The organism is Inquilinus limosus, assembly GCF_002195995.1.
Lineage (GTDB): Bacteria > Pseudomonadota > Alphaproteobacteria > DSM-16000 > Inquilinaceae > Inquilinus > Inquilinus limosus_C.
Genome location: NZ_NHON01000069.1, coordinates 1 through 21,935 on the forward strand (window position 1 = coordinate 1; position 21,935 = coordinate 21,935).

Genomic DNA, 21,935 nt, shown 5'->3' on the forward strand with positions numbered 1-21,935 from the left:
CTCCCCCTCCCCTTGCGGGAGGGGGGCAGGGGGAGGGGGCTGCGCGCGTCCGGATATCGACAAGGGAGCGTTTTCATCTGCCCGCCTCCGCCCGCATCCAGGCCACCAGCTCCGGCATCGGCGGCGCGTGGCGCAGCCGTTCCGGCACCAGCAGCGTCAGCCGGGTGGCGGCCGGCAGGCGCGGGGCCAGCGGCGCCGCCAGCAGGCCGTGGCGGATCGGGTCGTCGACCAGCGTCGCCCGGCCGATCAGCACGCCGCCGCCCTCGATCGCCGCCTGCAGCGCCAGGCTGTACAGCGAGAAGGCCGGCCCCCGCGCCGGGTCGATGCCGGCGACGCCCGCCGCATCCAGCCAGGCCGGCCAGTCCCCGGCCCAGGCGGTGTCGCGCAGCAGCACGTGCCGGGCCAGGTCGCGCGGCTCGGCGAGCGGCTGCGCCTGCAGCAGCGCCGGGCTGCACACCGGGAACAGGGTGTCCTCGGCCAGCACCACCGCCTCCGCACCCGGCACCGGCGAATCCAGGTAGAACAGCGCCAGCTCGAACGGCTCGCGCCGCATGTTCGGCGGCTGCTCCTGCGCCGTGACCGAGACCTGCAGCCCGGGGAAGGCGGCGCGCAGCCGGGCCAGGCGCGGCGCCAGCCACAGCTGGGCCAGGCAGGGCAGGGCGGCGATGCGGATTTCCTGCCGCAGCGACGCCGCCCGCATCTCCTGCACCGCCAGCCCCAGCGCGTCGAAGGCGCCGGCCAGCGCCGGCAGCACCGCCCGGCCGCGCTCGGTCAGCCGCAGCCCCTGGGCCAGGCGGATGAACAGGGGATAGCGCAGCCACGCCTCCAGCGCCTTGACCTGCTGCGCCACCGCGCCCGGCGTCACCCCCAGCTCCTCCGCCGCATGCAGAAAACTCTCGTGCCGGGCCGCGGCCTCGAAGGCGCGCAGTGCGTTCAAGGGTGGCAGGCGGGGGCGGGGCGGCTGGACGCTCATCGAAGGTAGGCCGAGATTTTCTATGCCAGGGCGGCAGAATTCCTGCTTTGCGCCGCCGCGTCCAGGGCGCCGATGCTGTCCGCAGGCCAAGACGGGAGGATCGGATGCTGGCGCGGCGGGGCTGGGTGCCAGAAGAGGCGGAGAATTTCGTGCAGGGGCTGGCGCGCGACGCCGCCGGCCGCGACGCGGAGGCCACGGAGGCGGAGATCGCCCGGCTGGTGGCCGAGAACCGGCGCATCCATGAGCGCGACTGCCTCAACCTGAACCCCGCCACCAACGTCATGAACCCGAAGGCCGAGGCGGCGCTGGCCGCCGGGCTGGGGTCGCGCCCGTCGCTCGGCTATCCCGGCGACAAATACGAGATGGGGCTGGAGGCGATCGAGCGGATCGAGGTGATCGCGGCGCAGCTGGCGGCCGAGGTGTTCGGTGCCCGCTTCGCCGAGATCCGCGTCGCCTCCGGCGCCATGGCCAATCTCTACGCCTTCATGGCGACGGCCAGGCCGGGCGACCGGATCATCGTGCCGCCGGGCGCGATCGGCGGCCATGTCACCCATCACGCTCCGGGCGCCGCCGGCCTGTACGGGCTGGAGATCCACGCGGCGCCGGTCGACGCCGCCGGCTATACGGTCGACCTCGACGCGCTGCGCGACCAGGCCCGGCGTCTGCGGCCGGCGCTGATCACCATCGGCGGCAGCCTGAACCTGTTCCCGCATCCGGTGGCGGCGGTGAAGGCGATCGCGGCGGAGGTCGGGGCGAAGCTGCTGTTCGACGCCGCCCATCTCTCCGGCATGATCGCCGGCGGCGCCTGGCCGAACCCGCTGGCCGAGGGCGCCGATTTGATGACGATGAGCACCTACAAAAGCCTGGGCGGCCCGGCCTCCGGCCTGATCGTCACCAGCGACGCCGACCTGGCGCGGCGGCTGGACGCCATCGCCTTCCCCGGCCTGACCGCCAATTTCGACGCCGCGAAATCGGCGGCGCTGGCGATCGCGCTGCTCGACTGGAAGACCCATGGCCGGGACTACGCGGCAGCGATGGCGGCGACGGCGAAGGCCCTGGCCGACGGGCTGGCACAGGCCGGGCTGCCGGTCTTCGCGGCGGAGCGCGGGGCCACGACCTCGCACCAGTTCGCGCTGGAGGCGGCGCGCTGGGGCGGCGGCCAGGCGGCGTCGAAGCGGCTGCGCCGGGCCAATCTGCTGGCCTGCGGCATCGGCCTGCCGGTCGAGGCGGTAGCGGGCGACCTGAACGGGCTACGCCTGGGCACGCCCGAGATCGTGCGCTGGGGCATGGGCCCGGCCGAGATGCCGGAGCTGGCGCAGCTGCTGGCCCGGGTGCTCGTCGGCAATGCCGAGCCGGAGTCGGTGGCGCCGGACGTGACGGCCTTCCGCGGCCGCTTCACCCGGCTGCATTACATGCGGTGAGGACGGCTCGCCCCCTCACCCTCCCGGCCTTCGGCCGGGCCCCTCCCTCTCCCCGAGGAGAGGGGATCGGAGCCGGGGCCTTTCACCTCTCCTTGGGAGAGGTCGGAAATCCGCAGGATTTCCGGGTGAGGGGGCACCTGCCTATCCGCACCGGGAAACCCAGCCCTGCGGCGATCGGCGCTGGTGCGGCCGGTCTCCGATATGGCCATATATCGTCATGGATATGACGGATGCCGATCCCATCGAGCCGGTCGACGAGGCGATGATCCGGACCCTCGTCCACACCTTCTACGGCCGCGTGCGCGCCGACGCGGTGCTGGGGCCCATCTTCGCCGGGGTGATCGGCGACAATTGGGGCCCGCACCTCGCCAAGATGTGCGATTTCTGGTCGTCGGTGATGCTGCGCAGCGCCCGCTACCAGGGCCGGCCGATGCAGGCCCATGCCGGCGTCGCGGCGCTGCGGCCGGAGCATTTCGCCGTCTGGCTGGGACTGTTCCGCGCCACGGCGCAGGAGGTCTGCCCGCCGCGGGCGGCGGCGCGCTTCATCGAGCGGGCGGAGAAGATCGCCGAGAGCCTGCGTCTCGGCGTCATGTTCCAGCGCGGCATCCTGCCGGACACCCCGGCGCGCCGGGTGGGCTGAAATCAGCATTGAACGGATCGGCCGGAGCCGCCCCCTCACCCGAAATCGCGTCGCGATTTCGACCTCTCCCCAGGGAGAGGTAAAGAAGGCGCTGCGTCCCTTTCCCTCTCCTCGGGGAGAGGGAGGGGCCCGGCGCGAAGCGACGGGAGGGTGAGGGGGCGGCGCCGGCTCCTCAGCGCTTCGCCGCGAAGGCGGCGATGGCGAAGCCCGCGGCGACCGCGGCCAGGCCGCCGGCCACGGTGATGATGGTCAGGGCCACCGACAGGTCGCTGCCCGGCGGGCCGAACAGGGCCACGAAGCTGGCGCCCAGCCCGGTGGCGGAGATGCCGCCCACGGTCAGCAGCGACTGCAGGTCGGACGGGTCCTTCGAAACTGCGGCGCTCTTCGCGCGGCCTTCGGTGCGCGACAGGTCCATGACTTTCTCCCGGCGGGCCGGCTGAGCCAACCCGCGGCTGCCGTCTCCATTATGTCAGAGGTATTGTCCCAGACATAGGGCGGCGAGGGCCCGGCGTCAGCCCCCGACCTGCATCCAGTAGTTGACGTAGAACGCAGACCAGCCCAGCGCCGCGAGCAGCAGCCGCACCCGCAGCGGCTGCATCCAGCCGGGCATCGCGGGCGTCAGCCGGTGCAGCAGCGCCCCGGCGCCGGCCAATGCGACGAAACGCGGCAGCCGCACCAGCGGGGTCAGCAGCGCCAGCTCCCACACCGGGATGCCCAGCCCGGGCGCGCTGGCGGCGGCGATCTTGTAGGGAATGCCGCTCAGGCTCGCCAGGATCAGCACCCCGGCCAGGCCGGCGGCGGAATCGGTGCCGGCCATCATGCCCTGCAGCCGGGCGATCATGGCGGGCGAGATCGCCGGCACCGCGTCGACCAGGGCGATGGCGGCCTGCGGCGCGTGGCTGGCGAAGACCGCCAGCGCGGTGCCGCCGACCATCGCCCCGGCCGCGGCGGCGACCGCGGCGCGCAGCCCGGCCCGGCCGCCCCGCGCCAACGCGATCAGCGACACCGGCACGTCCGGCACCACGAAGAACAGGCTGGCCTCGGCCACGCCCCACAGGAAGGCGAGGAGGGTCAGGGCGCGGTCCCTCATGCCGGCTGCCCGATGCCCTGAACCGTCATGGCGAGGCGCGCAGCGCCGTGGCCATCCAGGGGCCGGTGCGAGCGGCCCTGGATGGCCACGCCCCTTCGGGGCTCGCCATGACGGTTGAGAATGAAAGGCCCGTCACCTCGCCATCCCCCTCAATCCCATTCCGGGAACCTCGTGCCCTCGACCAGCTTCGCCATCGCCGCCTCCAGCCCCTCGACGAAGGCGTCGGTGTCCTCCGGCCGCTCGGCCAAAGGCGGGCCGACGAAGGCGTCGCAGAAGAACGGCACCGGCAGGAAGGCGCCGCGCGGCAGCACCTTGCCCAGCCCGTGCAGATAGACCGGCACGATCGGCACGTCCGGCCGGCGCTTGGCCAGATGGCAGATGCCCTTCTTGAAGCGCTGCAGCCGCTCCGGCTCGCCGCGCGACCCCTCGGGGAACAGGATCAGGATGCAGCCGCGGTCCAGCGCCTCGACGCAGCCGGTCAGCGGGTCCTCGCCACGCTCCCGCGCATGGCGGTCGAAGGGCAGGATGCCCATGCAGTTGGTCGAGAACCAGGCCATGGCCTTGCTGCTCATGAAATAGTCGGCCGCCGCCACCGGCCGCACCTTGTGCAGGATCCGGCTGGGGAACAGCGAGGTCAGGGCCACCGTGTCGGCATGGCTGTTGTGGTTGGCGACGATGATCGCCGGCCCGGTCATCGGCAGCCGCTCCGGGTTGCGCACATGCAGCCCCACGAACAGCAGCATCGCGGGCTTGGTCACCAGCCAGTGGAACAGCAGGCGCCACATCGTCGGCCGGCCCTCAGTAGTAGAAATAGCGCATGAAGTGGAAGAACAGCGGCGCGGCGAAGATCAGGCTGTCGATCCGGTCCAGCACGCCGCCATGGCCGGGGATCAGCGTGCCGGTGTCCTTGATGCCGATGTCGCGCTTGACCGCGGAGACGGTGAGGTCGCCGAAGAAGCCGCTGACCGCCATCAGCGCCCCGGCCGCCAGCGCCATGTGCAGCGACAGCGGCGCCAGCAGCGGCCCGATCAGCCCGGCGACGATGGTGGTGGTGACCAGCCCGCCGACGAAGCCCTCCACCGTCTTGTTCGGGCTGACCGAGGGCGCGATCTTGTGCCGGCCGAAGATCCGGCCCCAGACATACTGCGCCACGTCGTTGCCCTGGGTCAGGATCAGCAGCAGCAGAAGCAGCCCGGCGCCGCCCGGCCCGGGCGCCCCGTCCTCCGGCAGCACGAACAGATAGGCGACGTGGCCGATGGCGAAGACGCACAGCATCAGGCCCCAATGCAGCGTGCCCAAAGCGCGCAGGAAGCCGGTGACCTCGCCGCGCAGCACCATCATCGCCGGCACCACCATGAACAGGTAGACCGGCACCCAGATGATGAAGAAGCCGTACTGCTCCTCAGCGATCCACCACCATTGCGTCGGGATCGCCAGGTAGGCGACCAGCAGCACCGCCCGGTCGGCCCGCCTTGTCGGCACCACCGACAGGTATTCCTTCAGCGCCAGGTAGCTGACCACCGCCAGCACCACCAGCACCGCGATCGGGTTCAGCACCAGGGCGATGCCGCCGGCGATCACGATCACCCACCAGGACCGGATGCGCAGCCTCAGCTCGGTCCAGTCCTTCTCCGGCTTGCTGCGGCGGAGATACAGGACGGCGGCTTCGGCGACGACCAGCACGGCGACCAGCGCGGCCAGCGCCCAGGCGACGGTGGGGTCCAGATGCAGCCCCGCGATCATGCGCCGATCTCCGCCAGGGCCGCGCGGACACGGTTGAGGATGGTCAGGAGGGCGAGCAGCAGCAGCGCCCCCAGCACCAGCGGCATCCACAGCGCCGGGGCTAGCACCTGGAAGAAGGCGGCGACGGCGAGGATGGAGAAGGCCAGCGCCCGGTCGGACTTGCCGAAGGGCCCGTCATAGCGCCGGCCGGCGCCGATGGTGCGGGCGGCGATGCCCGCGGCCTCGCCGATCACCGCCAGCAGCACGATCAGCACCACCAGCCAGGGCGGCGCCGGCAGCAGCAGCGCCAGCGGCAGGTACAAAGCCGCGTCCGACACCATGTCGCCGACCTCGTTCAAGAGGGCGCCCAGCGGCGTCGGCCGGAAGAACTCGCGGGCCAGCATGCCGTCGATGGCGTTCAGGGCCATGCGCAGCAGCAGAAAGGGCGGGTACAGCAGCAGCAGCCAGGACCAGCCGGTGGCGGCCGCCACCAGGCCCAGCAGCACCGACAGGCCGGCGGCGGCCAGGGTCACGGCGTTGGCGCTGATCCCCCGCTGCGCCAGCCGCGCGGCGGTGGGGCGCAGCAGCGCCTGGAATTTCGGCTTGATGTCGTAGAGCGATGGCATGGATCCCCCCGATCCCCATCATACCGTCGCGGCCGTCATGGCTTTTTCGTGGTGCCGTCGCTGGCCGGGTCGGCCGTCGGGTAGCCAGGGTCGGTCAGGCAGGCGCGCAGCCAGGGGGCGTCGTCCAGCGTGCCCGCCGCCTCGGCGTCGAGCTTGGGCAGGGATGGCGGCCCGGACGGCAACCGCGTGTCCTCGGTCTTCGGCTGCAGGTCCCACCGCCCGGCTTCGTCGCCGAGAGTGTCGCCGCCTGGGCAGAGGGTATAGCCAGCCTGCCCCTCGGTCCCGCAGGTGGCGACCGGCTTCAGCTTGCCGTCGACGACCTCGGCGATCGACCGGGTCTCGTAGGTGCGGTAAGTCGCCCAGTCCTCGTCGACGCTGCAGACCCGGTTGCCGTTCTGGTAATGGCGGGTGGCATAACAGGCGTAATAATCCGCCCAGGAGCCGGCATGGGTCGGGAAGAACTCGCAGCGTGTGGCGAAGCCGGCGAACGGGCCGCCGGTGAACTGCGCCAGGAAGCGCTGCTGCTCCCGCGCCGTCGCGATCAGCGCGAATTGCTGCGGATCGGTGTCGGACCGCTGCTTCAGATCGTTGGCGCGGTCGCGCATCGCGGTCAGGATCCTGTCGCGCCAGGTGGCGGGATCGCGGTCGACATCCTCCGGCCAGCCCGCGGGATCGGCCAGGGCTTCGTCCCGCGCGGCCAGCCAGCGGCGCTGGCTGGCGACCAGCATGTCGTGGATCCCGGCGTCGTCCGCCGCGGCCTTCAGGATCTGGGCATAGGCCTGGCCCATGGCCGCGTCGGCCGCCTTCAGCCGCTTGTCGCCGCAGATCGCGCGCTCGAGCTTGGTCGACGCCTTGCCGCAGTCGAGCGCCAAGGCGGGGCCGGAGAGGGCGAGGAGGGCGGCCGCGGCGAGCAGCAGGGATCTCATGGTCATGGCAACCTTGGACACGAGGCAGAACGGGATGGCAAGGACATCCGTCCTCAACTGGCGGACATCATCTCCGCGCAAACCGGGCGGGATCGTGGCGGAAGCGGGACGGTCACGCGGCGAGGCGCCGGCCGAACAGGATCACCCCGGCGCCGGCGAGGCACAGCGCGGCGCCGGCCAGGTCGAAGCGGTCGGGCCGGCTGCCCTCCACCGCCCACAGCCAGACCAGCGAGGCGGCGATGTAGATCCCGCCATAGGCGGCATAGGCGCGGCCGGCGAAATCGGAGTCCACCCGGGTCAGGGCCAGGGCGAAGACGATCAGGCTGGCGGTGCCGGGCAGCGCCCACCACGGGCTGCCGCCCAGCCGCAGCCAGGCCCAGAAGGCGAAGCAGCCGGCGATCTCGGCAACGGCGGCGATGACGAAGGCGAGGATCGTGGTCACGGTTGCCCGCCCGCGTCCCCGGCGGCCTCCAGCCTGTCCACGAGCAGGCGGAGGAGCGCCAGGGCGAAGGCGTCCATGTTGGCGGCGCGGTCGGCGCTGCCGGTGGCCAGCGTCGCCGTCACCGCCCGCGGGCCGCACAGGGCGACGCAGCTGTGCCCGGCCGGATCGCCGTAGCGGTTGCCGGCCGGCCCGGCCGCCCCGGTCTCGGCGATGCCCCAATCCGCCTGGAAGCGGTCGCGCACCGTCCGCGCCAGCAGCGCCGCATAGGGCTCGGTCGACGGGCGCAGGCCGGCTATCTCGGCCTCGCCGATCGCCAGCAGCGCCCGGCGCGCCGCGGCCGTGTAGACCACCGCCCCGCCGAGGAAATAGGCGCTAGCCCCCGGCACGGCCAGCAGCGCGGCCGAGACCAGGCCGCCGGTCGAGGATTCTGCGACGGCGATGGTCTGCTGCCGCAGGGTCAGCAACTGGGCCGCCCGGGCGGCGGCTGCGGCGATGGTGGGCATCCGGTCTCGATCCTTGGTCCGCTTCGCCGGCATCATAGCGGCCGTGGGCGGGACCGCGATATGCGGCCGATATGGCGGGCCTGCGGGCCGGATATGGCAGCGGCGGAAATCGTCGCGCGGGCTGGGCGGCGGCCCGATTCCGGTTTGACAGGCCGGGCGCCGCCGCGCAGCTTCGGCCCGACCATCGCCCGTGAAGGATTGTCCCGATGCCGACCGTGATCACGCCGCCGCCGCAGACCCTCGTCCCAGTGCTGGGCAGCGACGCCACCTTCCCCGTGGGCCGCATCTTCTGCGTCGGCCGCAACTACGCCGCCCATGCCCGCGAGATGGGCCACGACCCGGACCGGGAGCCGCCCTTCTTCTTCGCCAAATGGGCCGATGCCGTGGTGCCCAGCGGCAGCACCATCGCCTATCCCGCGGCGACCAAGGACCTGCATCACGAGATCGAGCTGGTGGTGGCGATCGGCGCCGGCGGCACCGACATCGCCGCCGACCGGGCGCTGGGCCATGTCTGGGGCTACGGCGTCGGGCTCGACATGACCCGCCGCGACATCCAGGCCGAGGCGAAGAAGCTGGCCCGGCCCTGGACCATGGCCAAGTCCTTCGACCAGTCGGCGCCGCTGTCGGCCCTGCGGCCCGCCGCCGAGATCGGCCACCCATCCCAGGGCGCGATCTGGCTGAAGATCAATGGCGAGGACCGGCAGGTCGGCGACCTGGCCGACCAGATCTGGCCGGTGCCGGAGATCATCGCCCATCTGTCGCGCCTGGTGGCGCTGCGCCCCGGCGACCTGATCATGACCGGCACGCCGGACGGCGTCGGCCCGGTCAAGCCCGGCGACCGGCTGGAAGGCCATGTCGACGGCGTCGGCGAGCTGTCGGTGACCTATCGCTGATGGCGGCCAGCACCGTCCGGACGACGCTCCCCTCTCCGTCATTGCGAGCGCAGCGAGGCAATCCAGGGGCCAATGCGAACCGGCCCCTGGATTGCTTCGTCGGCTTCGCCTCCTCCCAATGACGGCGGAGGGAGGCGACGACCTGGCCGCGGTGCTGGCCGATGCCTGGGGTCGGCTCGGCCGGGCCACCGGCGAGCGCCGCCGCACCAGCGGCCGGGTCGCGCTGGCCAGCCTGAACACGCGGGGCGGGCCGGCGCTGCGCACGGTGGTGCTGCGCTCGGCCGATCCGGCGGCGCGGCGGCTGGAGATCCACACCGACCGCCGCTCGGCCAAGGTGGCGGAGATCCGGGCCGACCCCGCCGTGGCGCTGCTGCTGTACGAGGCGGCGGACGAGGTGCAGATCCGGGTCGAGGGCCGGGCCGGGCTGCTGCCGCCGGGGCCGGCCCTCGATGCCACCTGGGCGGCGACGCCGGGCCCGATCCGCGCCGCCTATCGCATGCCGGGGCCGCCCGGCACCCCGATCGACGACCCGGCCCTGCCGCCGCCGTCGCGCGCGGGGACGGAGGAGGGGCGGGAGAACTTCGCGGTGATCGTGCTGACGGTCGACCGCATCGACTGGGTGCGCCTGGTCCCCGGCGCCGACCGCCGTGCCCTGTTCGACTGGACCGGTGGCGCCCTGGAGGCCGGCTGGCTCATCCCCTGAAGGTTAGATCGCCATGACCCGAGACTGGATCGCCACGCCGATCACCGCCGAATTGCTGCGCGGCGCGGTGGAGCTGGAACCCACCGGCCGGGGCCTGCTGCCGCACCGGCTGCCGGCCCGGGCCCGGGCGCAATGCGCCGACCCGCAGCTGGCGATGGTCGAGGCCCAGCCCTCCGGCGTGCGCCTGGTGTTCCGCAGCCGGGCCACCGCGATCGAGCTCGACACGCTGCGCACCCGGCGGGTCTATGTCGGGGCGCCGCCCCGGCCCGACGGCGTGTACGACCTGCTGGTCGACGGCGTCCTGGCCGGCCAGTCCGGCGTGACCGGGGGCAACATCCTCCGCATCGACATGGCCGCCGGCTCGATCACGACCGAATCCGGCCCGGCCGGCACGGTGCGCTTCGCCGGCCTGCCGGACCGCGACAAGGCCGTCGAGATCTGGCTGCCGCACAATGAGGCGACGGAGCTGGTCGCGCTGCGCACCGACGCCCCGGTCGAGCCGGCCGCTGCTCACGGCCGCCGGGTCTGGCTGCACCATGGCAGCTCGATCAGCCACGGCTCCGACGCCGCCAGCCCGACCGGCACCTGGCCGGCGGTCGCCGCCGCCCGCGGCGGGGTCGAGCTGGTCAATCTCGGGCTGGGCGGCAGCGCGATGCTCGATCCGTTCACCGCCCGCGCCATGCGGGACCTGCCGGCCGACCTGGTCAGCCTCAAGCTCGGCATCAACCTGGTCAATGCCGACCTGATGCGGCTGCGGGCGTTCGGCCCGGCGGTCCACGGCTTCCTCGACACCATCCGCGACGGCCACCCCGAGACCCCGCTGCTGGTGGTGTCGCCGATCCTGTGCCCGATCCATGAGGACACGCCCGGGCCGACCGCGTTCGACTTCGCGGCGCTGAGCGCTGGGATTGTCCGGTTCCGGGCGGCCGGCGATCCGGCGGACAGCGGCGAGGGCAGGCTGACCCTGGCGGTGATCCGGGAGGAGCTGGCCCGGATCGTGGCGCAGCGCGCGCCACAGGATCCGAACCTGCACTATCTCGACGGGCGGGACCTGTACGGCCCGGCTGACCATGATGAGTTGCCGCTGCCCGACGACCTCCATCCCGACGCCGCGGCCCATGCCCGCATCGGCGAACGCTTCGCCGGGCTGGTGTTTGCCGAGGACGGCCCGTTCAGCTGACGGTGTCGATCCGGCACGCCCGGGCCACGTTCGGCAGCCAGGACTGGCAGAAGTCGAGATAGGTCCGGACGATCCGCGACGGGTGGCGGTGCGGCGGATAGACCAGGCGCAGCGCCCATTCCGGCAGCGGGTGGCCTGGCAGCAGCGGCACCAGCCGGCCGTCGCGGATCGGGGCGGCGGCCAAGAAGGGCGGCAGCTCGGTCACCACGTCGCCGGCCAGGGCGCGGTGGCACAGCTGGTGATAGTCGTTGGCGGTCAGCACCGCCCGGGGCGTCACCACCTGGCCGCCCAGGTCCCACCGCACCAGGGCGTCGATCCGGGTCGACCATACCGCGCAGGGCAGGCGCCGCAGCGCCTCGGGATCGGCGGGCGCTCCCAGCCGCTCGATCAGCGCCGGGGCGGCGACCAGCACGTTGCGGAAGGCCAGGACCGGCCGGGCCACCATCGCCTCATGCACGATGGCGCCGACGCGCAGGGCGACGTCGATGCCGTCCTCCACCAAATCCATGCGCCGCTCGGTCGAATAGACGAAGACCTCGATGTCCGGATAGCGGCGCTGGAAGGCGGACAGCAGCTCCCACCACGGCTCGAAGGTCTGCGGCAGGGACAGGCGCAGCCGGCCCTTCAGCCGGGCCTGGTCGCTGGCCACCGCCTGCTCGGCCTTCAGCAGCGCCTCGATGCCGCGGCCGGCATGCTCGTAGAGGCGGGCCCCGGCATCGGTCAGCCTGGTGCCGCGGGTCGACCGCTCCAGCAGCTGCACCCTCAGTTGCCGCTCCAGCTCGCGGATGCGGCGGCTCAGCGTCGGCAGCGGGACGCCCAGCCGGGCCGCCGCGGCCGACAGGCTGCCGGCCTGGACGACGGCGACGAACATGCGGGCGGCGTTCAGATCCATGCGGCCAGCCTATCATATATGAGAGGCCGATGGTCATCGGCGCCGGTTCATTTCCAGATCCGGCTGGTTCATCTCCTGTGCGTGGAAGGACCCCCGCGTCACCCGGAAGGCATCATGACCAAGACCAGCAGAAGGATCCTCGCGGCCATGTCCCTGTTGATGGCGAGCGCCGCCGCTTCGGCGCAGACGGCAATGCCGGTCACGGTCGAGACCTATGACCGCGCCCAGACCGACGTCTACTTCGCCGGGGTGGTGAAGGCCGGCGGCTTCGGCCGCTTCAGGCATGGCCGCGAGCTGTCGCCCCCGGTGCAGCAGGGCATCGTCCGCGGCAACCGCGACACGCTGTATTCCTTCGCCATCCTCGACCTCGATGCCGGGCCGGCGACCGTCACGCTGCCGGATGCCGGCGCGCGCTACGTGGGGATGCAGGTGGTCAACGAGGACCAGTACACCCGGGCCACCTTCTACGATGCCGGCAGCCACATCCTGACGCGGGAGGCGGTGGGCACGCGCTACGCCATCGTCGTGGTCCGCTTCCTGGTCGATTTCGCCAGCCCGGAGGATGTCGCCCAAGTCCATGCGCTGCAGGACAAGGTGACGCTGGCCCAGGACCATGCCGGCCGCTTCGAGGTGCCGGACTGGGACCCGGCCAGCCTCGGCACCATCCGGGCGGCGCTGCAGCAACTCGGCACCACCGTGGCCGACACGCGCCGGATGTTCGGCGCCGGCCCGGACCAGGTCGACCCGGTGCGGCACCTGATCGGCACCGCCCTGCTGTGGGGCGGCAATCCGGAGAAGGACGGGCTGTACCTGCCGATCACCCCGGCCCGGAACGACGGCTCCACCGTCTACCGGCTGACGGTCGGGCCGGTGCCGGTCGACGGCTTCTGGTCGCTCACCGTCTACAACAGCGCCGGCTATCTGCAGCCGAACTCGGCGAACGCCTATGCGGTCAACAGCCTGACGGCGAAGGCGGGGCCGGACGGCACGGTCACCATCCAGTTCGGCGGCTGCGACGACGGCACCGTGGCGAACTGCCTGCCGGTCACGCCGGGCTGGAACTACACCGTGCGCCTGTTCCGCCCGAAGGCCGAGATCCTCGACGGCACCTGGCAGTTCCCCCTCGCGCAGCCAGTGGGCTGAGGCGTCACGCCCCGGCGCCCTGCCGCTCGAAATGCCGCCGCAGCAGCCGGGCGTTGCGGCGGTTGGCCTTGAGCCCGACATCCAGGACGTCGCCCAGCACCGGCACGGTGCCGAGGGCGACGTCGAGCACGACATTGCCGGCCATCAGCGCCAGCACCCGGTTCGGCGCGCCGAGGCGCCGGGCCCGCAGGATTAGCCAGGCGGAGAGCAGCCCGCCGGCCGCGTCGCCCAGCCCCGGCACCAGCCCGATCACCGAATCCAGGCCGAAGCGCCAGCCCAGCAGCGGCAGGCGCCAGCGCGAATCCAGCAGGGTGGCGAGGCGGTCCAGGCGGTCCAGTTCGGCGGCGCGGTCCAAGGCGGATCCCGGGCGGTTGCGGCGGGGGATGAGATGGGGCCGCGGCGGCCGGATGTCCATCGCGCCCCCGCCCTTCCTGCGATCGATCGCCGCGCTGGAAGGGCTGGTGACTCCGGCCGGGGATCGTTCTAGTTTAGAACGACTCAAAACTGAGCAGCGCGAACGGAGGGAACATGGCCAGCGAAGGCAAGTGCCCCGTCACCGGCGGCAACCGCGGTCACAGCAACCGCGACTGGTGGCCGGACCAGCTGAACCTTTCGGTGCTCCACCTGCACTCCGCCCTCTCCGACCCGATGGGCGAGTCGTTCGATTACGCCAAGGAATTCAAGACTCTCGACCTGGATGCGGTGATCAAGGACCTGCGGGCCGTGATGACCGATTCGCAGGAGTGGTGGCCGGCCGATTTCGGCCATTATGGCGGCCTGTTCATCCGCATGGCCTGGCACAGCGCCGGCACCTACCGCATCGGCGACGGCCGGGGCGGCGGCGGTCGGGGCCAGCAGCGCTTCGCGCCGCTGAACAGCTGGCCGGACAACGGCAATCTCGACAAGGCCCGCCGCCTGCTGTGGCCGATCAAGCAGAAATACGGCCGCAAGCTGTCCTGGGCCGACCTGCTGATCCTGACCGGCAACGTCGCGCTCGAATCGATGGGCTTCAAGACCTTCGGCTTCGCCGGCGGCCGCCCGGACACCTGGGAGCCCGACCAGGACATCTTCTGGGGCCCCGAGGGCAAGTGGCTGGGCGATGAGCGCTACAGCGGCGACCGCGAGTTGCAGGGCCATCTCGGCGCCGTGCAGATGGGCCTGATCTACGTCAATCCGGAAGGCCCGAACGGCAACCCGGACCCGGTGGCCGCGGCCCGCGACATCCGCGAGACCTTCGCCCGGATGGCGATGAATGACGAGGAGACGGTGGCCCTGATCGCCGGCGGCCACAGCTTCGGCAAGACCCATGGCGCCGGCGACGCCGCCAAGGTCGGCAAGGAGCCGGAAGGCTCCGACATCGTCAACCAGGGCCTGGGCTGGATGAGCAGCCATGGCACTGGCTTCGCCGGCGACGCCATCACCAGCGGCCTGGAGGTGACCTGGACCTCGACGCCGACGAAGTGGAGCCACGAGTTCTTCCGGAACCTGTTCGAATATGAATGGGAGCTGACCAAAAGCCCGGCCGGCGCCCATCAGTGGACGCCGAAGAACGGCGCCGGCGCCGGCCAGGTGCCGGACGCGCACGACCCGTCGAAGCGGCACGCCCCGGGCATGCTGACCACCGACCTGTCGCTGCGCTTCGACCCGGCCTATGAGAAGATCTCGCGGCGCTTCTACGAGCATCCGGAGCAGTTCGCCGACGCCTTCGCCCGCGCCTGGTTCAAGCTGACCCATCGCGACATGGGCCCGCGCGCCCGGTATCTCGGCAAGCTGGTGCCGCAGGAGATCCTGCCCTGGCAGGATCCGGTGCCCGCGGTCGACCACCCGCTGGTCGACGCGGCGGACGTCGCGGCGCTGAAGGCCAAGGTCCTCGCCTCCGGCCTCACCGTGCCGCAGCTGGTCGCCACCGCCTGGGCCTCGGCCTCGACCTTCCGCGGCTCCGACAAGCGGGGCGGCGCCAACGGCGCGCGCATCCGCCTGGCGCCGCAGAAGGACTGGGCGGTGAACCAGCCGGCGCAGCTGGCGGCGGTGCTGGCCAGGCTCGAGGCGATCCAGAAGGAGTTCAACGCCTCGGCGGCCGGCGGCAAGAAGATCTCGCTGGCCGACCTGATCGTCCTCGCCGGCGGCGCGGCGGTCGAGAAGGCGGCGAAGGATGCCGGGCAGGACGTCCAGGTGGCCTTCACCCCGGGCCGCACCGACGCGACCCAGGACCACACCGATGTCGACTCCTTCGCGCCGCTCGAGCCGAAGGCCGACGGGTTCCGCAACTATCTCGGCGGCGGCACGCACCCGCTGCCGCCCGAGGAGCTGCTGGTCGACCGGGCGCAGCTGCTGACGCTGACCGCGCCCGAGCTGACGGCCCTGGTCGGCGGCCTGCGCGTGCTGGGCGCCAATGCCGGGGACTCCAAGCATGGCGTCCTCACCCAGCGGCCGGGCGTGCTGAGCAACGACTTCTTCGTCAACCTGCTCGATATGGGCACGCAGTGGCAGCCGTCGCCGGATGCGCATGGCGTGTTCGTGGGCCGGGACCGGAAGACGGAAGAGGCCCGTTGGACCGCCACCCGCGCGGACCTGATCTTCGGCTCGCACTCGCAGCTGCGGGCGCTGGCCGAGGTCTATGGCAGCTCCGACGGCCAGGCGCAGTTCGCCAAGAACTTCGCCGCGGCCTGGACCAAGGTGATGAACCTCGACCGGTTCGACATCGCCTGACTCCGGCGGCAGGCCTCCCGGCACCGGTTGCCGGGGGGCTGCTCCGGTCTGCGGCCTGTTATTCGAGACCGCCGGAATACAAACCCGTCATGGCGAGCCCCGTAGGGGCGTGGCCATCCAGAGGCCGCTCGCACCGGCCATGGATGGCCACGGCGCTGCGCGCCTCGCCATGACGGCCTCTAGCGGGGTAAGATCTCGTTCTGGTTGCATTTAGAAAAAATTATTCGCGAATTAAGCAATTCGATCTCACCGATCTCGGGTGATAGGCTGATCCTGTTTTAGGAATTGCTGAATTCGGCCGGCACATCGGCCGCCTTTCTATTTGCGTCGAGGAATTGGCAAGCCGCCGGGGGGCGTCATGCAGCAAGCAATGGATTCGAGCGGCCGGAGCCCGATGGCGCGGCTCCGCGGGGCGGCGCGACGGGCGGGTCTCCTGCTGGCCCTCCTTCTCCTCACCGCGCCGGCCTTCGCCGACCCGGGCCGCTGCACCGCAGAACAGGCCCAGCCGCTGCTGCCGACCGACCCGGATCTGTGCAAGAGCCTGATCGACGCCGTGCGCCACCCCTCGGCCCTGCCGCTCGACCAGTACGAGGCCAAGCTCAACCAGTTCTTCGGCAATTATTGCCACCGCGACGCCGCCTCCGGCTGGCGCCGCGACAAGCATGTCCGCGACGCCGGCCCCTTCACCGCGACTCTGGCGGACGGCGCCTGGCAGGGCAAAGGCTTCGGCACCCACACCCCGGTGGTGATCTGGTACTCGCCCGACATGGCCGACTGGCTGGTCGCCCACCGCTCCGGCGAGACCGCGGGGGCGAACCCGCCGCCCCCGGTGCCGGACGGGGCGATCATGGTCAAGGAGATGTTCCCGTATCCGGCCGCCGCCTGCGCCGATGTCGATCCGGTGAAGCTGTACCCGACCTCCGGCGCCGCGGTGATGATCCGCGACAGCAAGGCCTCGCATGACGGCTGGTTCTGGGGCTGGTACGGCTTCGGGCCGAATGGCGGCTGGTCGCCCGACTGGCCGGCGAGCCCGAACAACGGCATCGGCAACATGGGCTTCGCCCAGTACTGCATGAACTGCCACGCCTCGGCCAAGGACAACCTGACCTTCGCCTCGCCGCGCAACATGGAGGGCGAGCCGGGGCGGCCGCTGGTCTATCTCAGCCAGTCCTGGTTCTCGCCGCCGACGCCGCCGGACCATCACCGCGCCGTCACCCTGCCACCCGACGACGTGACCCGGCTGGGCGAGCCGCTGTACCAGGCCGACCAGGCGGTCGACCAGGCGCTGCGCGCCTATCTGCTGAAGATGCCGGGCTGGGATTCGGTGCCGATGATGCCGTCGGCCAGCTACGACAACACCTGGGTCGCCGCCGGCGGCCCGCGCGCGGCGGACCAGTTCGTCTCCTCGACCCAGTGTCTGGGCTGCCACGACGCCGGCAGCACCGGGCTGCAATTCGACATGACGGTGCCGAACCCGCATGGCGACACCCTGATCAACCTGTCGCCCTACGCCACTTGGCGCAGCTCGCCGATGGGGCTGGCCGGGCGCGACCCGTTCTTCTTCGCCCAGCTGGCCAGCGAGACCCAGAGCTTCCATCCCGATGCGAAGCAGATCGTCCAGGACACCTGCCTCGGCTGCCACGGCATCCAGGGCCAGCGGCAGTTCCACATCGACACCTTCGCCGATTCCGGCAAATGCCTCGACTTCACCCGCGAGATGGTGAACGCGGTGCCCTGGCCGGACGGCAACCCCACCGCGGCGCTGGCGAAATACGGCGCGCTCGCCCGCGACGGCATCTCCTGCACGTCCTGCCACCGCATGGCGCTCGGCCAGGCCGCCGCGGGCGTCGCCGACGCGCCGGAGAACGCCTGCATCGCCAAGCGGCAGGACTTCCTGAACCCGGACAACACCGGCTTCGCCCGCACCTTCACCGGCAGCTTCCTCGTCGGCGCGCCCGACAAGCTGATCGGCCCGTTCGAGAAGCCGCAGGTCAAGCCGATGCAGAACGCGCTCGGCATCACGCCGGAGCACAACGCGGCGATCACCAGCTCCGAGGTCTGCGGCAGCTGCCACACCGTGCACCTGCCGGTGCTGCAGCCGGCGGTCCAGCCCGCCTTCCAGACGACGGCGCCGGCCCAGGCGGCCACGCAGGGCCCGGCGATCATCACCCATATCTACGAGCAGACGACCTATCCGGAATGGGCGTTCAGCGCCTACCGCACCGGCGCCACGCCCGATGGGCCGCTGCCGCTCGGCCCCGGCAGCCTGGCCCAGTCCTGCCAGGACTGCCACATGCCGTCGAAGACGGCGGACGGCAAGCCGATGCGCAGCAAAATCGCCAGCATCCAGGAATACAGCAACTTCCCGGAGGCCGAGAACAACCTCGGGCCGGAGGATATCGACCTGCCGGTGCGCGACGGCTTCGCCGCCCACACGCTGGTCGGGCTGAACGTCTTCCTGATCAAGATCGCGCAGCAATTCCCCGACGTGCTCGGCATCCCCGCCGCGGACCCGATGCTGACCCGCGGCGTCGCCCCGCTGGTACGGACCGAGCAGGCGATGCTCGACTTTGCCGCCAGCCAGACCGCGGATGTCAGCGTCGGCAAGGTGTCGACCGCCGGCGGCCGGCTGCAGGCGACCGTGACCGTGCGCAGCAGGACCGGGCACAAGCTGCCCTCCGGCGTCGGCTTCCGCCGCGCCTTCGTCGAGTTCCAGGTGCTGGACGGCAACGGCGACACGCTCTGGGCCTCCGGCCGCACCAACGCGGCGGGCGCGCTGGTCGACCAGGCCGGCACGCCACTGGACGGCGAATACTGGTGGACCGACGACTGCAAGTCCCGCATCCGGCCGGAGGCGCGGCTGATGCAGCCGCATTTCCAGACGATCAGCCGGCAGGACCAGGCCCAGATCTACCAGGAACTGGTGTCGACCCCGCCGCCGAACGCCATCGCCGCGATGTGCGGCCCCGGCAAGGCCCCGCAGGGCATGCTGACCACCAGCTTCCTGTCGATCTGCACCACGGTGAAGGACAACCGTATCCTGCCGCAGGGCACTCTGCCGCTGGCCGACCGCACCGAGATCGCCAAGGCCCTGGGCGCCGGCGAGGAGCTGGCGGAGGAGGCCGGCTCCACCGGCGTCGGCGACGATCCCGACTATGTCAGCGGCGGCGGCGACAGCCTGGTCTACGACCTGCCGCTGTCCGACCTGCCGGCGGGCAGCCGCCCGGTCACGGTCAAGGCCACGCTCTACTACCAGGCACAGCCGCCCTTCTACCTGCAGGACCGGATGTGCACGGCGACCGGCGACGACCCGGAGCGGCTGAAATTCCTGGTCGGCCACCTGGATGTCGAGGGCACCCAGGTCGACGGCTGGAAGCTGGCCGTGGTGTCGAGCGGCGCGGTGGCCCTGCCCTGAGCATGCTGCGCCGAATGGTTTTCGCGTTGCCTCTCCCGCAAGCGGGACCTTTTCAGAATGGAGCTACCCCGCTCCTTTCTTGTCCCCCCTCCCCTTGCGGGAGGGGGGCAGGGGGAGGGGTCTGCGCGCGTCCGCGCGCGAATGGGCAAAGGACAGGTTTCGCCGCCGGGGCCAGATCACTAAGTTTCTGGCCGGCTCTGGCGTTGAAAACCCCCTCCCCCTATCCCCCTCCCGCGAGGGGAGGGGGGACTCATTTTGCTTTCGACCGATGTCGTTGCGAACCTCAGAGACAATCCGAAGGATATTCTGAAAAGGTCTCGCAAGCGGGAGAGGTCACACGGGCATCCCGCGGATCTCGCGCACCATGCTGTCGGAACGGCTGCAGGCGCTGGCGACCTTCTCGCTCGGCTGCGCTTGCGGGGATGAGGGCCGCCACCGCCCGGTGCTGCGCGCTGCTGCAGGGGCGCGCCACCGCGATGGAATCTGCATGGCCGGATGTTCAGACGCCGACGGAATCTGCCGAGAGGCGTTCATTTCCCTTGCGTCGCGGACCGGGAGATGCACAGTTGGATTTCATATCCACGGATTTTTAGGAGAATTATTGATGGCTACCTTTACCGGCAGCAATAGCGCCGAAATCCTCCCGGATCTCATCCTCGGCCCGGTCCAGGCCATCGGAAACGACTTCGTGGACGCGCTGGGCGGCGATGACGTCGCCATCGGCTGGTCCGGCGACGACGTCATCCGCGGCGGCGCCGGGGCGGACGTGATCATCGGCGGCCTGCTGAACGCGGCCGGCATCATCACCCTCTCCGGTGTCGATGCGGCGGACTACACCACCTCGGTCGACGGCGTGACCGTCGACCTGTCGGTGCTGGTCAGCCTGACCCTGCCGATCCTGGGCATCAACATCCAGCTGACCGGCGCCTCGCAGGGCTTCGGCGGCGACGCCCAGGGCGATTACCTGGTCGGCATCGTCAACCTGATCGGTTCCAACTCCGGCGGCGACAATCTCAGCGGCAGCGCCGCGTCCAACACCCTGAACGGCCAGGGCGGCGACGACAGGCTCGACGGCCAGGGCGGCAATGACATCCTGCTCGGCGGTGCCGGCAACGACATCCTCATCGGCGGCGGCGGGGCCGATTCGCTGCAGGGCGGCGCCGGCACCAATGACACGGCGGATTATTCCGGCTCGGCCGCGCCGGTCACCGTGAACCTGACCACCGGCACCGGCACGGGCGGCGACGCCCAGGGCGACACGCTGACCGGGATCGAGCGCCTGGTCGGCTCGGCCGGCAACGACACCCTCACCGGCGGCCTCGGCAACGACACGCTCATCGGCGGCGCCGGGGCCGACGCCCTCGATGGCCAGGGTGGCGTCGACACGGCGGACTATTCCGGCTCGGGCGCCGGCGTCACCGTCGACCTGGCGGCCGGCACCGGCAGCGGCGGCGACGCCCAGGGCGACACGCTGACCGGGATCGAGAACATCACCGGTACCGCCTTCATCGACCATCTCTATGGCGACGCGGCGAACAACACCATCCTCGGCCTGGACGGCAACGACACCATCCGCGGCGGCGCCGGGTCCGACGCCATCGACGGCGGCGCGGGGTCGGACTTCGCCAACTACCAGGGCTCCTCGGCGGCGGTGAACGTCAACCTGACGACCAACGTCAACAGCGGCGGCGACGCCGCCGGCGACGTGCTGACCAGCATCGAGAACCTGTACGGCTCCAGCTTCGACGATACGCTGACCGGCGACGCCGGCCGCAACATCATCGGCGGCGAGCTGGGCAACGACACGCTCGTCGGCAATGGCGGCGACGACTCGCTCTCGGGCGAGGCGGGCAACGACAACCTCGACGGCGGCGACGGCAACGACCGGCTCGTCGGCGGCGACGGCGACGACATCGCCAATGGCGGCGCCAACAACGACTCGATCGACGGCGGCGCCGGGACCGACACGCTGAACGGCGGCGCCGGCGACGACACCATCTCGGGCGGGGCCGGCACCGACACGATCAACGGCAATGACGGCAACGATATCATCGAAGGCGGGGCCGACGCCGACGCGATCGACGGCGGCGCCGGCATCGATACCGCGTCCTATGCCAATTCCTCCCAGGGGGTGGTGGTCCATCTCCAGGCGGGCATCGGCCTCAACGGCGACGCCGATGGCGACACGCTGACCGGCATCGAGCAGGTGTACGGATCCGCCTTCAATGACAGCCTGACCGGCGACAACGGCAACAACACCTTCTGGGGCGGGGCCGGGGACGACACGATCCAGGGCGCGGGCGGTGCCGACGTGCTGAAGGGCGGGGCCGGCAACGACCGGTTCGACTACACCAGCATCGGCGACAGCACCGTGGCCGCGTCGGGCAAGGACACGATCGTGGACTTCTCGACCGGCGACCATATCGACCTGTCGTCGATCGACGCCAACGGCGCCGGCCCGGGCGACACCGCCTTCACCTTCGGCACCGGCGGCTTCACCGGCGCTGCGGGCGAGCTGCGGGTGGTCGATTTCGGCGGCAGCCGCTATGGCGTCTATCTCGACGTCAACGGCGACAAGCAGCCGGATTCGATCATCACCGTGTATTCCGACCACGCCCTGACGGCGGCGGATTTCGTGCTGTAGCCTTCCCAAGGGG

At 71.4% G+C, this 21,935-nt stretch carries 20 protein-coding genes; 9 read left to right on the forward strand and 11 right to left on the reverse strand.

Annotation, left to right across the window (positions count from 1 at the left end):
* Positions 1 to 73: 73 nt before the first annotated feature.
* Positions 74 to 937: a LysR substrate-binding domain-containing protein gene (locus BWR60_RS26490; protein ID WP_218823697.1), complete on the reverse strand. Its 864-nt coding sequence runs from the start codon at positions 935 to 937 to the stop codon at positions 74 to 76.
* 140 nt (positions 938 to 1,077) lie between these two features.
* Between BWR60_RS26490 and glyA the strand changes: the two genes are divergently transcribed.
* Positions 1,078 to 2,394 carry a serine hydroxymethyltransferase gene (gene glyA, locus BWR60_RS26495; RefSeq protein ID WP_088154635.1) on the forward strand — a complete coding sequence of 439 codons (1,317 nt, stop codon included), beginning with the start codon at positions 1,078 to 1,080 and terminating at the stop codon, positions 2,392 to 2,394.
* 217 nt (positions 2,395 to 2,611) lie between these two features.
* Positions 2,612 to 3,034, forward strand: a complete 423-nt coding sequence (locus tag BWR60_RS26500) for a group III truncated hemoglobin (RefSeq protein ID WP_230983188.1) — start codon at positions 2,612 to 2,614, stop codon at positions 3,032 to 3,034.
* Between the two features lie 172 nt (positions 3,035 to 3,206).
* Here BWR60_RS26500 and BWR60_RS26505 read toward each other — a convergent pair whose 3' ends face one another.
* The 8 genes from BWR60_RS26505 to BWR60_RS26540 form a co-directional block, all read right to left on the reverse strand.
* Complete coding sequence (locus BWR60_RS26505) at positions 3,207 to 3,449, reverse strand: hypothetical protein (protein WP_088154637.1); 243 nt, start codon at positions 3,447 to 3,449, stop codon at positions 3,207 to 3,209.
* A gap of 96 nt (positions 3,450 to 3,545) precedes the next feature.
* Positions 3,546 to 4,124 (reverse strand): hypothetical protein, encoded by a 579-nt coding sequence (locus BWR60_RS26510; RefSeq protein ID WP_088154639.1) that lies wholly within the window; start codon positions 4,122 to 4,124, stop codon positions 3,546 to 3,548.
* Positions 4,125 to 4,273: 149 nt separating this feature from the next.
* Positions 4,274 to 4,909 (reverse strand): lysophospholipid acyltransferase family protein, encoded by a 636-nt coding sequence (locus BWR60_RS26515; RefSeq protein ID WP_088154641.1) that lies wholly within the window; start codon positions 4,907 to 4,909, stop codon positions 4,274 to 4,276.
* A gap of 13 nt (positions 4,910 to 4,922) precedes the next feature.
* A complete protein-coding gene (locus BWR60_RS26520; RefSeq protein ID WP_088154643.1) occupies positions 4,923 to 5,867 on the reverse strand; it encodes a phosphatidate cytidylyltransferase in 945 nt (314 codons plus the stop codon).
* Entirely contained in the window at positions 5,864 to 6,472 is a 609-nt protein-coding gene (locus BWR60_RS26525) for a CDP-alcohol phosphatidyltransferase family protein (RefSeq protein ID WP_088154645.1), read from the reverse strand. The genes BWR60_RS26520 and BWR60_RS26525 overlap by 4 nt, the downstream gene beginning before the upstream one ends.
* A gap of 35 nt (positions 6,473 to 6,507) precedes the next feature.
* Entirely contained in the window at positions 6,508 to 7,404 is an 897-nt protein-coding gene (locus tag BWR60_RS26530) for a lysozyme inhibitor LprI family protein (RefSeq protein ID WP_144445767.1), read from the reverse strand.
* Between the two features lie 106 nt (positions 7,405 to 7,510).
* Positions 7,511 to 7,840 (reverse strand): YnfA family protein, encoded by a 330-nt coding sequence (locus BWR60_RS26535; protein WP_088154649.1) that lies wholly within the window; start codon positions 7,838 to 7,840, stop codon positions 7,511 to 7,513.
* Positions 7,837 to 8,343 (reverse strand): CinA family protein, encoded by a 507-nt coding sequence (locus tag BWR60_RS26540; RefSeq protein ID WP_088154651.1) that lies wholly within the window; start codon positions 8,341 to 8,343, stop codon positions 7,837 to 7,839. The genes BWR60_RS26535 and BWR60_RS26540 overlap by 4 nt, the downstream gene beginning before the upstream one ends.
* Positions 8,344 to 8,549: 206 nt before the next feature.
* Here BWR60_RS26540 and BWR60_RS26545 point away from each other — a divergent pair, with 206 nt between their 5' ends.
* The 3 genes from BWR60_RS26545 (at position 8,550) to BWR60_RS26555 (ending at position 11,119) form a co-directional block, all read left to right on the forward strand.
* The gene (locus BWR60_RS26545; protein WP_088154653.1) at positions 8,550 to 9,236 is read left to right on the forward strand and encodes a fumarylacetoacetate hydrolase family protein; all 687 of its coding nucleotides are present in this window, start codon (positions 8,550 to 8,552) and stop codon (positions 9,234 to 9,236) included.
* Positions 9,237 to 9,354: 118 nt separating this feature from the next.
* The gene (locus BWR60_RS26550; RefSeq protein WP_088154655.1) at positions 9,355 to 9,939 is read left to right on the forward strand and encodes a pyridoxamine 5'-phosphate oxidase family protein; all 585 of its coding nucleotides are present in this window, start codon (positions 9,355 to 9,357) and stop codon (positions 9,937 to 9,939) included.
* Between the two features lie 13 nt (positions 9,940 to 9,952).
* Positions 9,953 to 11,119 carry a GDSL-type esterase/lipase family protein gene (locus BWR60_RS26555; RefSeq protein ID WP_088154657.1) on the forward strand — a complete coding sequence of 389 codons (1,167 nt, stop codon included), beginning with the start codon at positions 9,953 to 9,955 and terminating at the stop codon, positions 11,117 to 11,119.
* Here the strand turns inward: BWR60_RS26555 and BWR60_RS26560 are convergent.
* A complete protein-coding gene (locus BWR60_RS26560) occupies positions 11,112 to 12,011 on the reverse strand; it encodes a LysR family transcriptional regulator (RefSeq protein ID WP_088154659.1) in 900 nt (299 codons plus the stop codon). The two genes, BWR60_RS26555 and BWR60_RS26560, sit on opposite strands and share 8 nt — an antisense overlap.
* Before the next feature lie 114 nt (positions 12,012 to 12,125).
* Between BWR60_RS26560 and BWR60_RS26565 the strand changes: the two genes are divergently transcribed.
* Positions 12,126 to 13,154: a DUF1254 domain-containing protein gene (locus BWR60_RS26565; protein WP_088154661.1), complete on the forward strand. Its 1,029-nt coding sequence runs from the start codon at positions 12,126 to 12,128 to the stop codon at positions 13,152 to 13,154.
* A gap of 4 nt (positions 13,155 to 13,158) precedes the next feature.
* On the opposite strand, the gene BWR60_RS26570 is transcribed toward BWR60_RS26565, so the two are convergent.
* Complete coding sequence (locus BWR60_RS26570; RefSeq protein ID WP_230983189.1) at positions 13,159 to 13,509, reverse strand: DUF4112 domain-containing protein; 351 nt, start codon at positions 13,507 to 13,509, stop codon at positions 13,159 to 13,161.
* Positions 13,510 to 13,682: 173 nt separating this feature from the next.
* Here BWR60_RS26570 and katG point away from each other — a divergent pair, with 173 nt between their 5' ends.
* The 3 genes from katG (at position 13,683) to BWR60_RS26585 (ending at position 21,922) form a co-directional block, all read left to right on the forward strand.
* The gene (katG, locus tag BWR60_RS26575; RefSeq protein WP_088154665.1) at positions 13,683 to 15,863 is read left to right on the forward strand and encodes a catalase/peroxidase HPI; all 2,181 of its coding nucleotides are present in this window, start codon (positions 13,683 to 13,685) and stop codon (positions 15,861 to 15,863) included.
* Positions 15,864 to 16,257: 394 nt separating this feature from the next.
* Positions 16,258 to 19,278, forward strand: a complete 3,021-nt coding sequence (locus BWR60_RS26580) for a cytochrome P460 family protein (RefSeq protein WP_179221959.1) — start codon at positions 16,258 to 16,260, stop codon at positions 19,276 to 19,278.
* Positions 19,279 to 19,882: 604 nt separating this feature from the next.
* Positions 19,883 to 21,922, forward strand: coding sequence for a calcium-binding protein (locus BWR60_RS26585; RefSeq protein ID WP_088154667.1), 2,040 nt, complete (start codon positions 19,883 to 19,885; stop codon positions 21,920 to 21,922).
* The last annotated feature ends 13 nt before the right edge of the window (positions 21,923 to 21,935 follow it).

Coding starts and splice junctions, on each gene's coding strand:
- glyA (WP_088154635.1), top strand. CDS start 1,078: ATGCTGGCGCGGCGGGGCTGGGTGCCAGAAGAGGCGGAGAATTTCGTG.
- BWR60_RS26500 (WP_230983188.1), top strand. CDS start 2,612: ATGGATATGACGGATGCCGATCCCATCGAGCCGGTCGACGAGGCGATG.
- BWR60_RS26505 (WP_088154637.1), bottom strand. CDS start 3,449: ATGGACCTGTCGCGCACCGAAGGCCGCGCGAAGAGCGCCGCAGTTTCG.
- BWR60_RS26510 (WP_088154639.1), bottom strand. CDS start 4,124: ATGAGGGACCGCGCCCTGACCCTCCTCGCCTTCCTGTGGGGCGTGGCC.
- BWR60_RS26515 (WP_088154641.1), bottom strand. CDS start 4,909: ATGTGGCGCCTGCTGTTCCACTGGCTGGTGACCAAGCCCGCGATGCTG.
- BWR60_RS26520 (WP_088154643.1), bottom strand. CDS start 5,867: ATGATCGCGGGGCTGCATCTGGACCCCACCGTCGCCTGGGCGCTGGCC.
- BWR60_RS26525 (WP_088154645.1), bottom strand. CDS start 6,472: ATGCCATCGCTCTACGACATCAAGCCGAAATTCCAGGCGCTGCTGCGC.
- BWR60_RS26530 (WP_144445767.1), bottom strand. CDS start 7,404: ATGACCATGAGATCCCTGCTGCTCGCCGCGGCCGCCCTCCTCGCCCTC.
- BWR60_RS26540 (WP_088154651.1), bottom strand. CDS start 8,343: ATGCCCACCATCGCCGCAGCCGCCGCCCGGGCGGCCCAGTTGCTGACC.
- BWR60_RS26545 (WP_088154653.1), top strand. CDS start 8,550: ATGCCGACCGTGATCACGCCGCCGCCGCAGACCCTCGTCCCAGTGCTG.
- BWR60_RS26550 (WP_088154655.1), top strand. CDS start 9,355: ATGACGGCGGAGGGAGGCGACGACCTGGCCGCGGTGCTGGCCGATGCC.
- BWR60_RS26555 (WP_088154657.1), top strand. CDS start 9,953: ATGACCCGAGACTGGATCGCCACGCCGATCACCGCCGAATTGCTGCGC.
- BWR60_RS26560 (WP_088154659.1), bottom strand. CDS start 12,011: ATGGATCTGAACGCCGCCCGCATGTTCGTCGCCGTCGTCCAGGCCGGC.
- BWR60_RS26565 (WP_088154661.1), top strand. CDS start 12,126: ATGACCAAGACCAGCAGAAGGATCCTCGCGGCCATGTCCCTGTTGATG.
- katG (WP_088154665.1), top strand. CDS start 13,683: ATGGCCAGCGAAGGCAAGTGCCCCGTCACCGGCGGCAACCGCGGTCAC.
- BWR60_RS26580 (WP_179221959.1), top strand. CDS start 16,258: ATGGCGCGGCTCCGCGGGGCGGCGCGACGGGCGGGTCTCCTGCTGGCC.
- BWR60_RS26585 (WP_088154667.1), top strand. CDS start 19,883: ATGGCTACCTTTACCGGCAGCAATAGCGCCGAAATCCTCCCGGATCTC.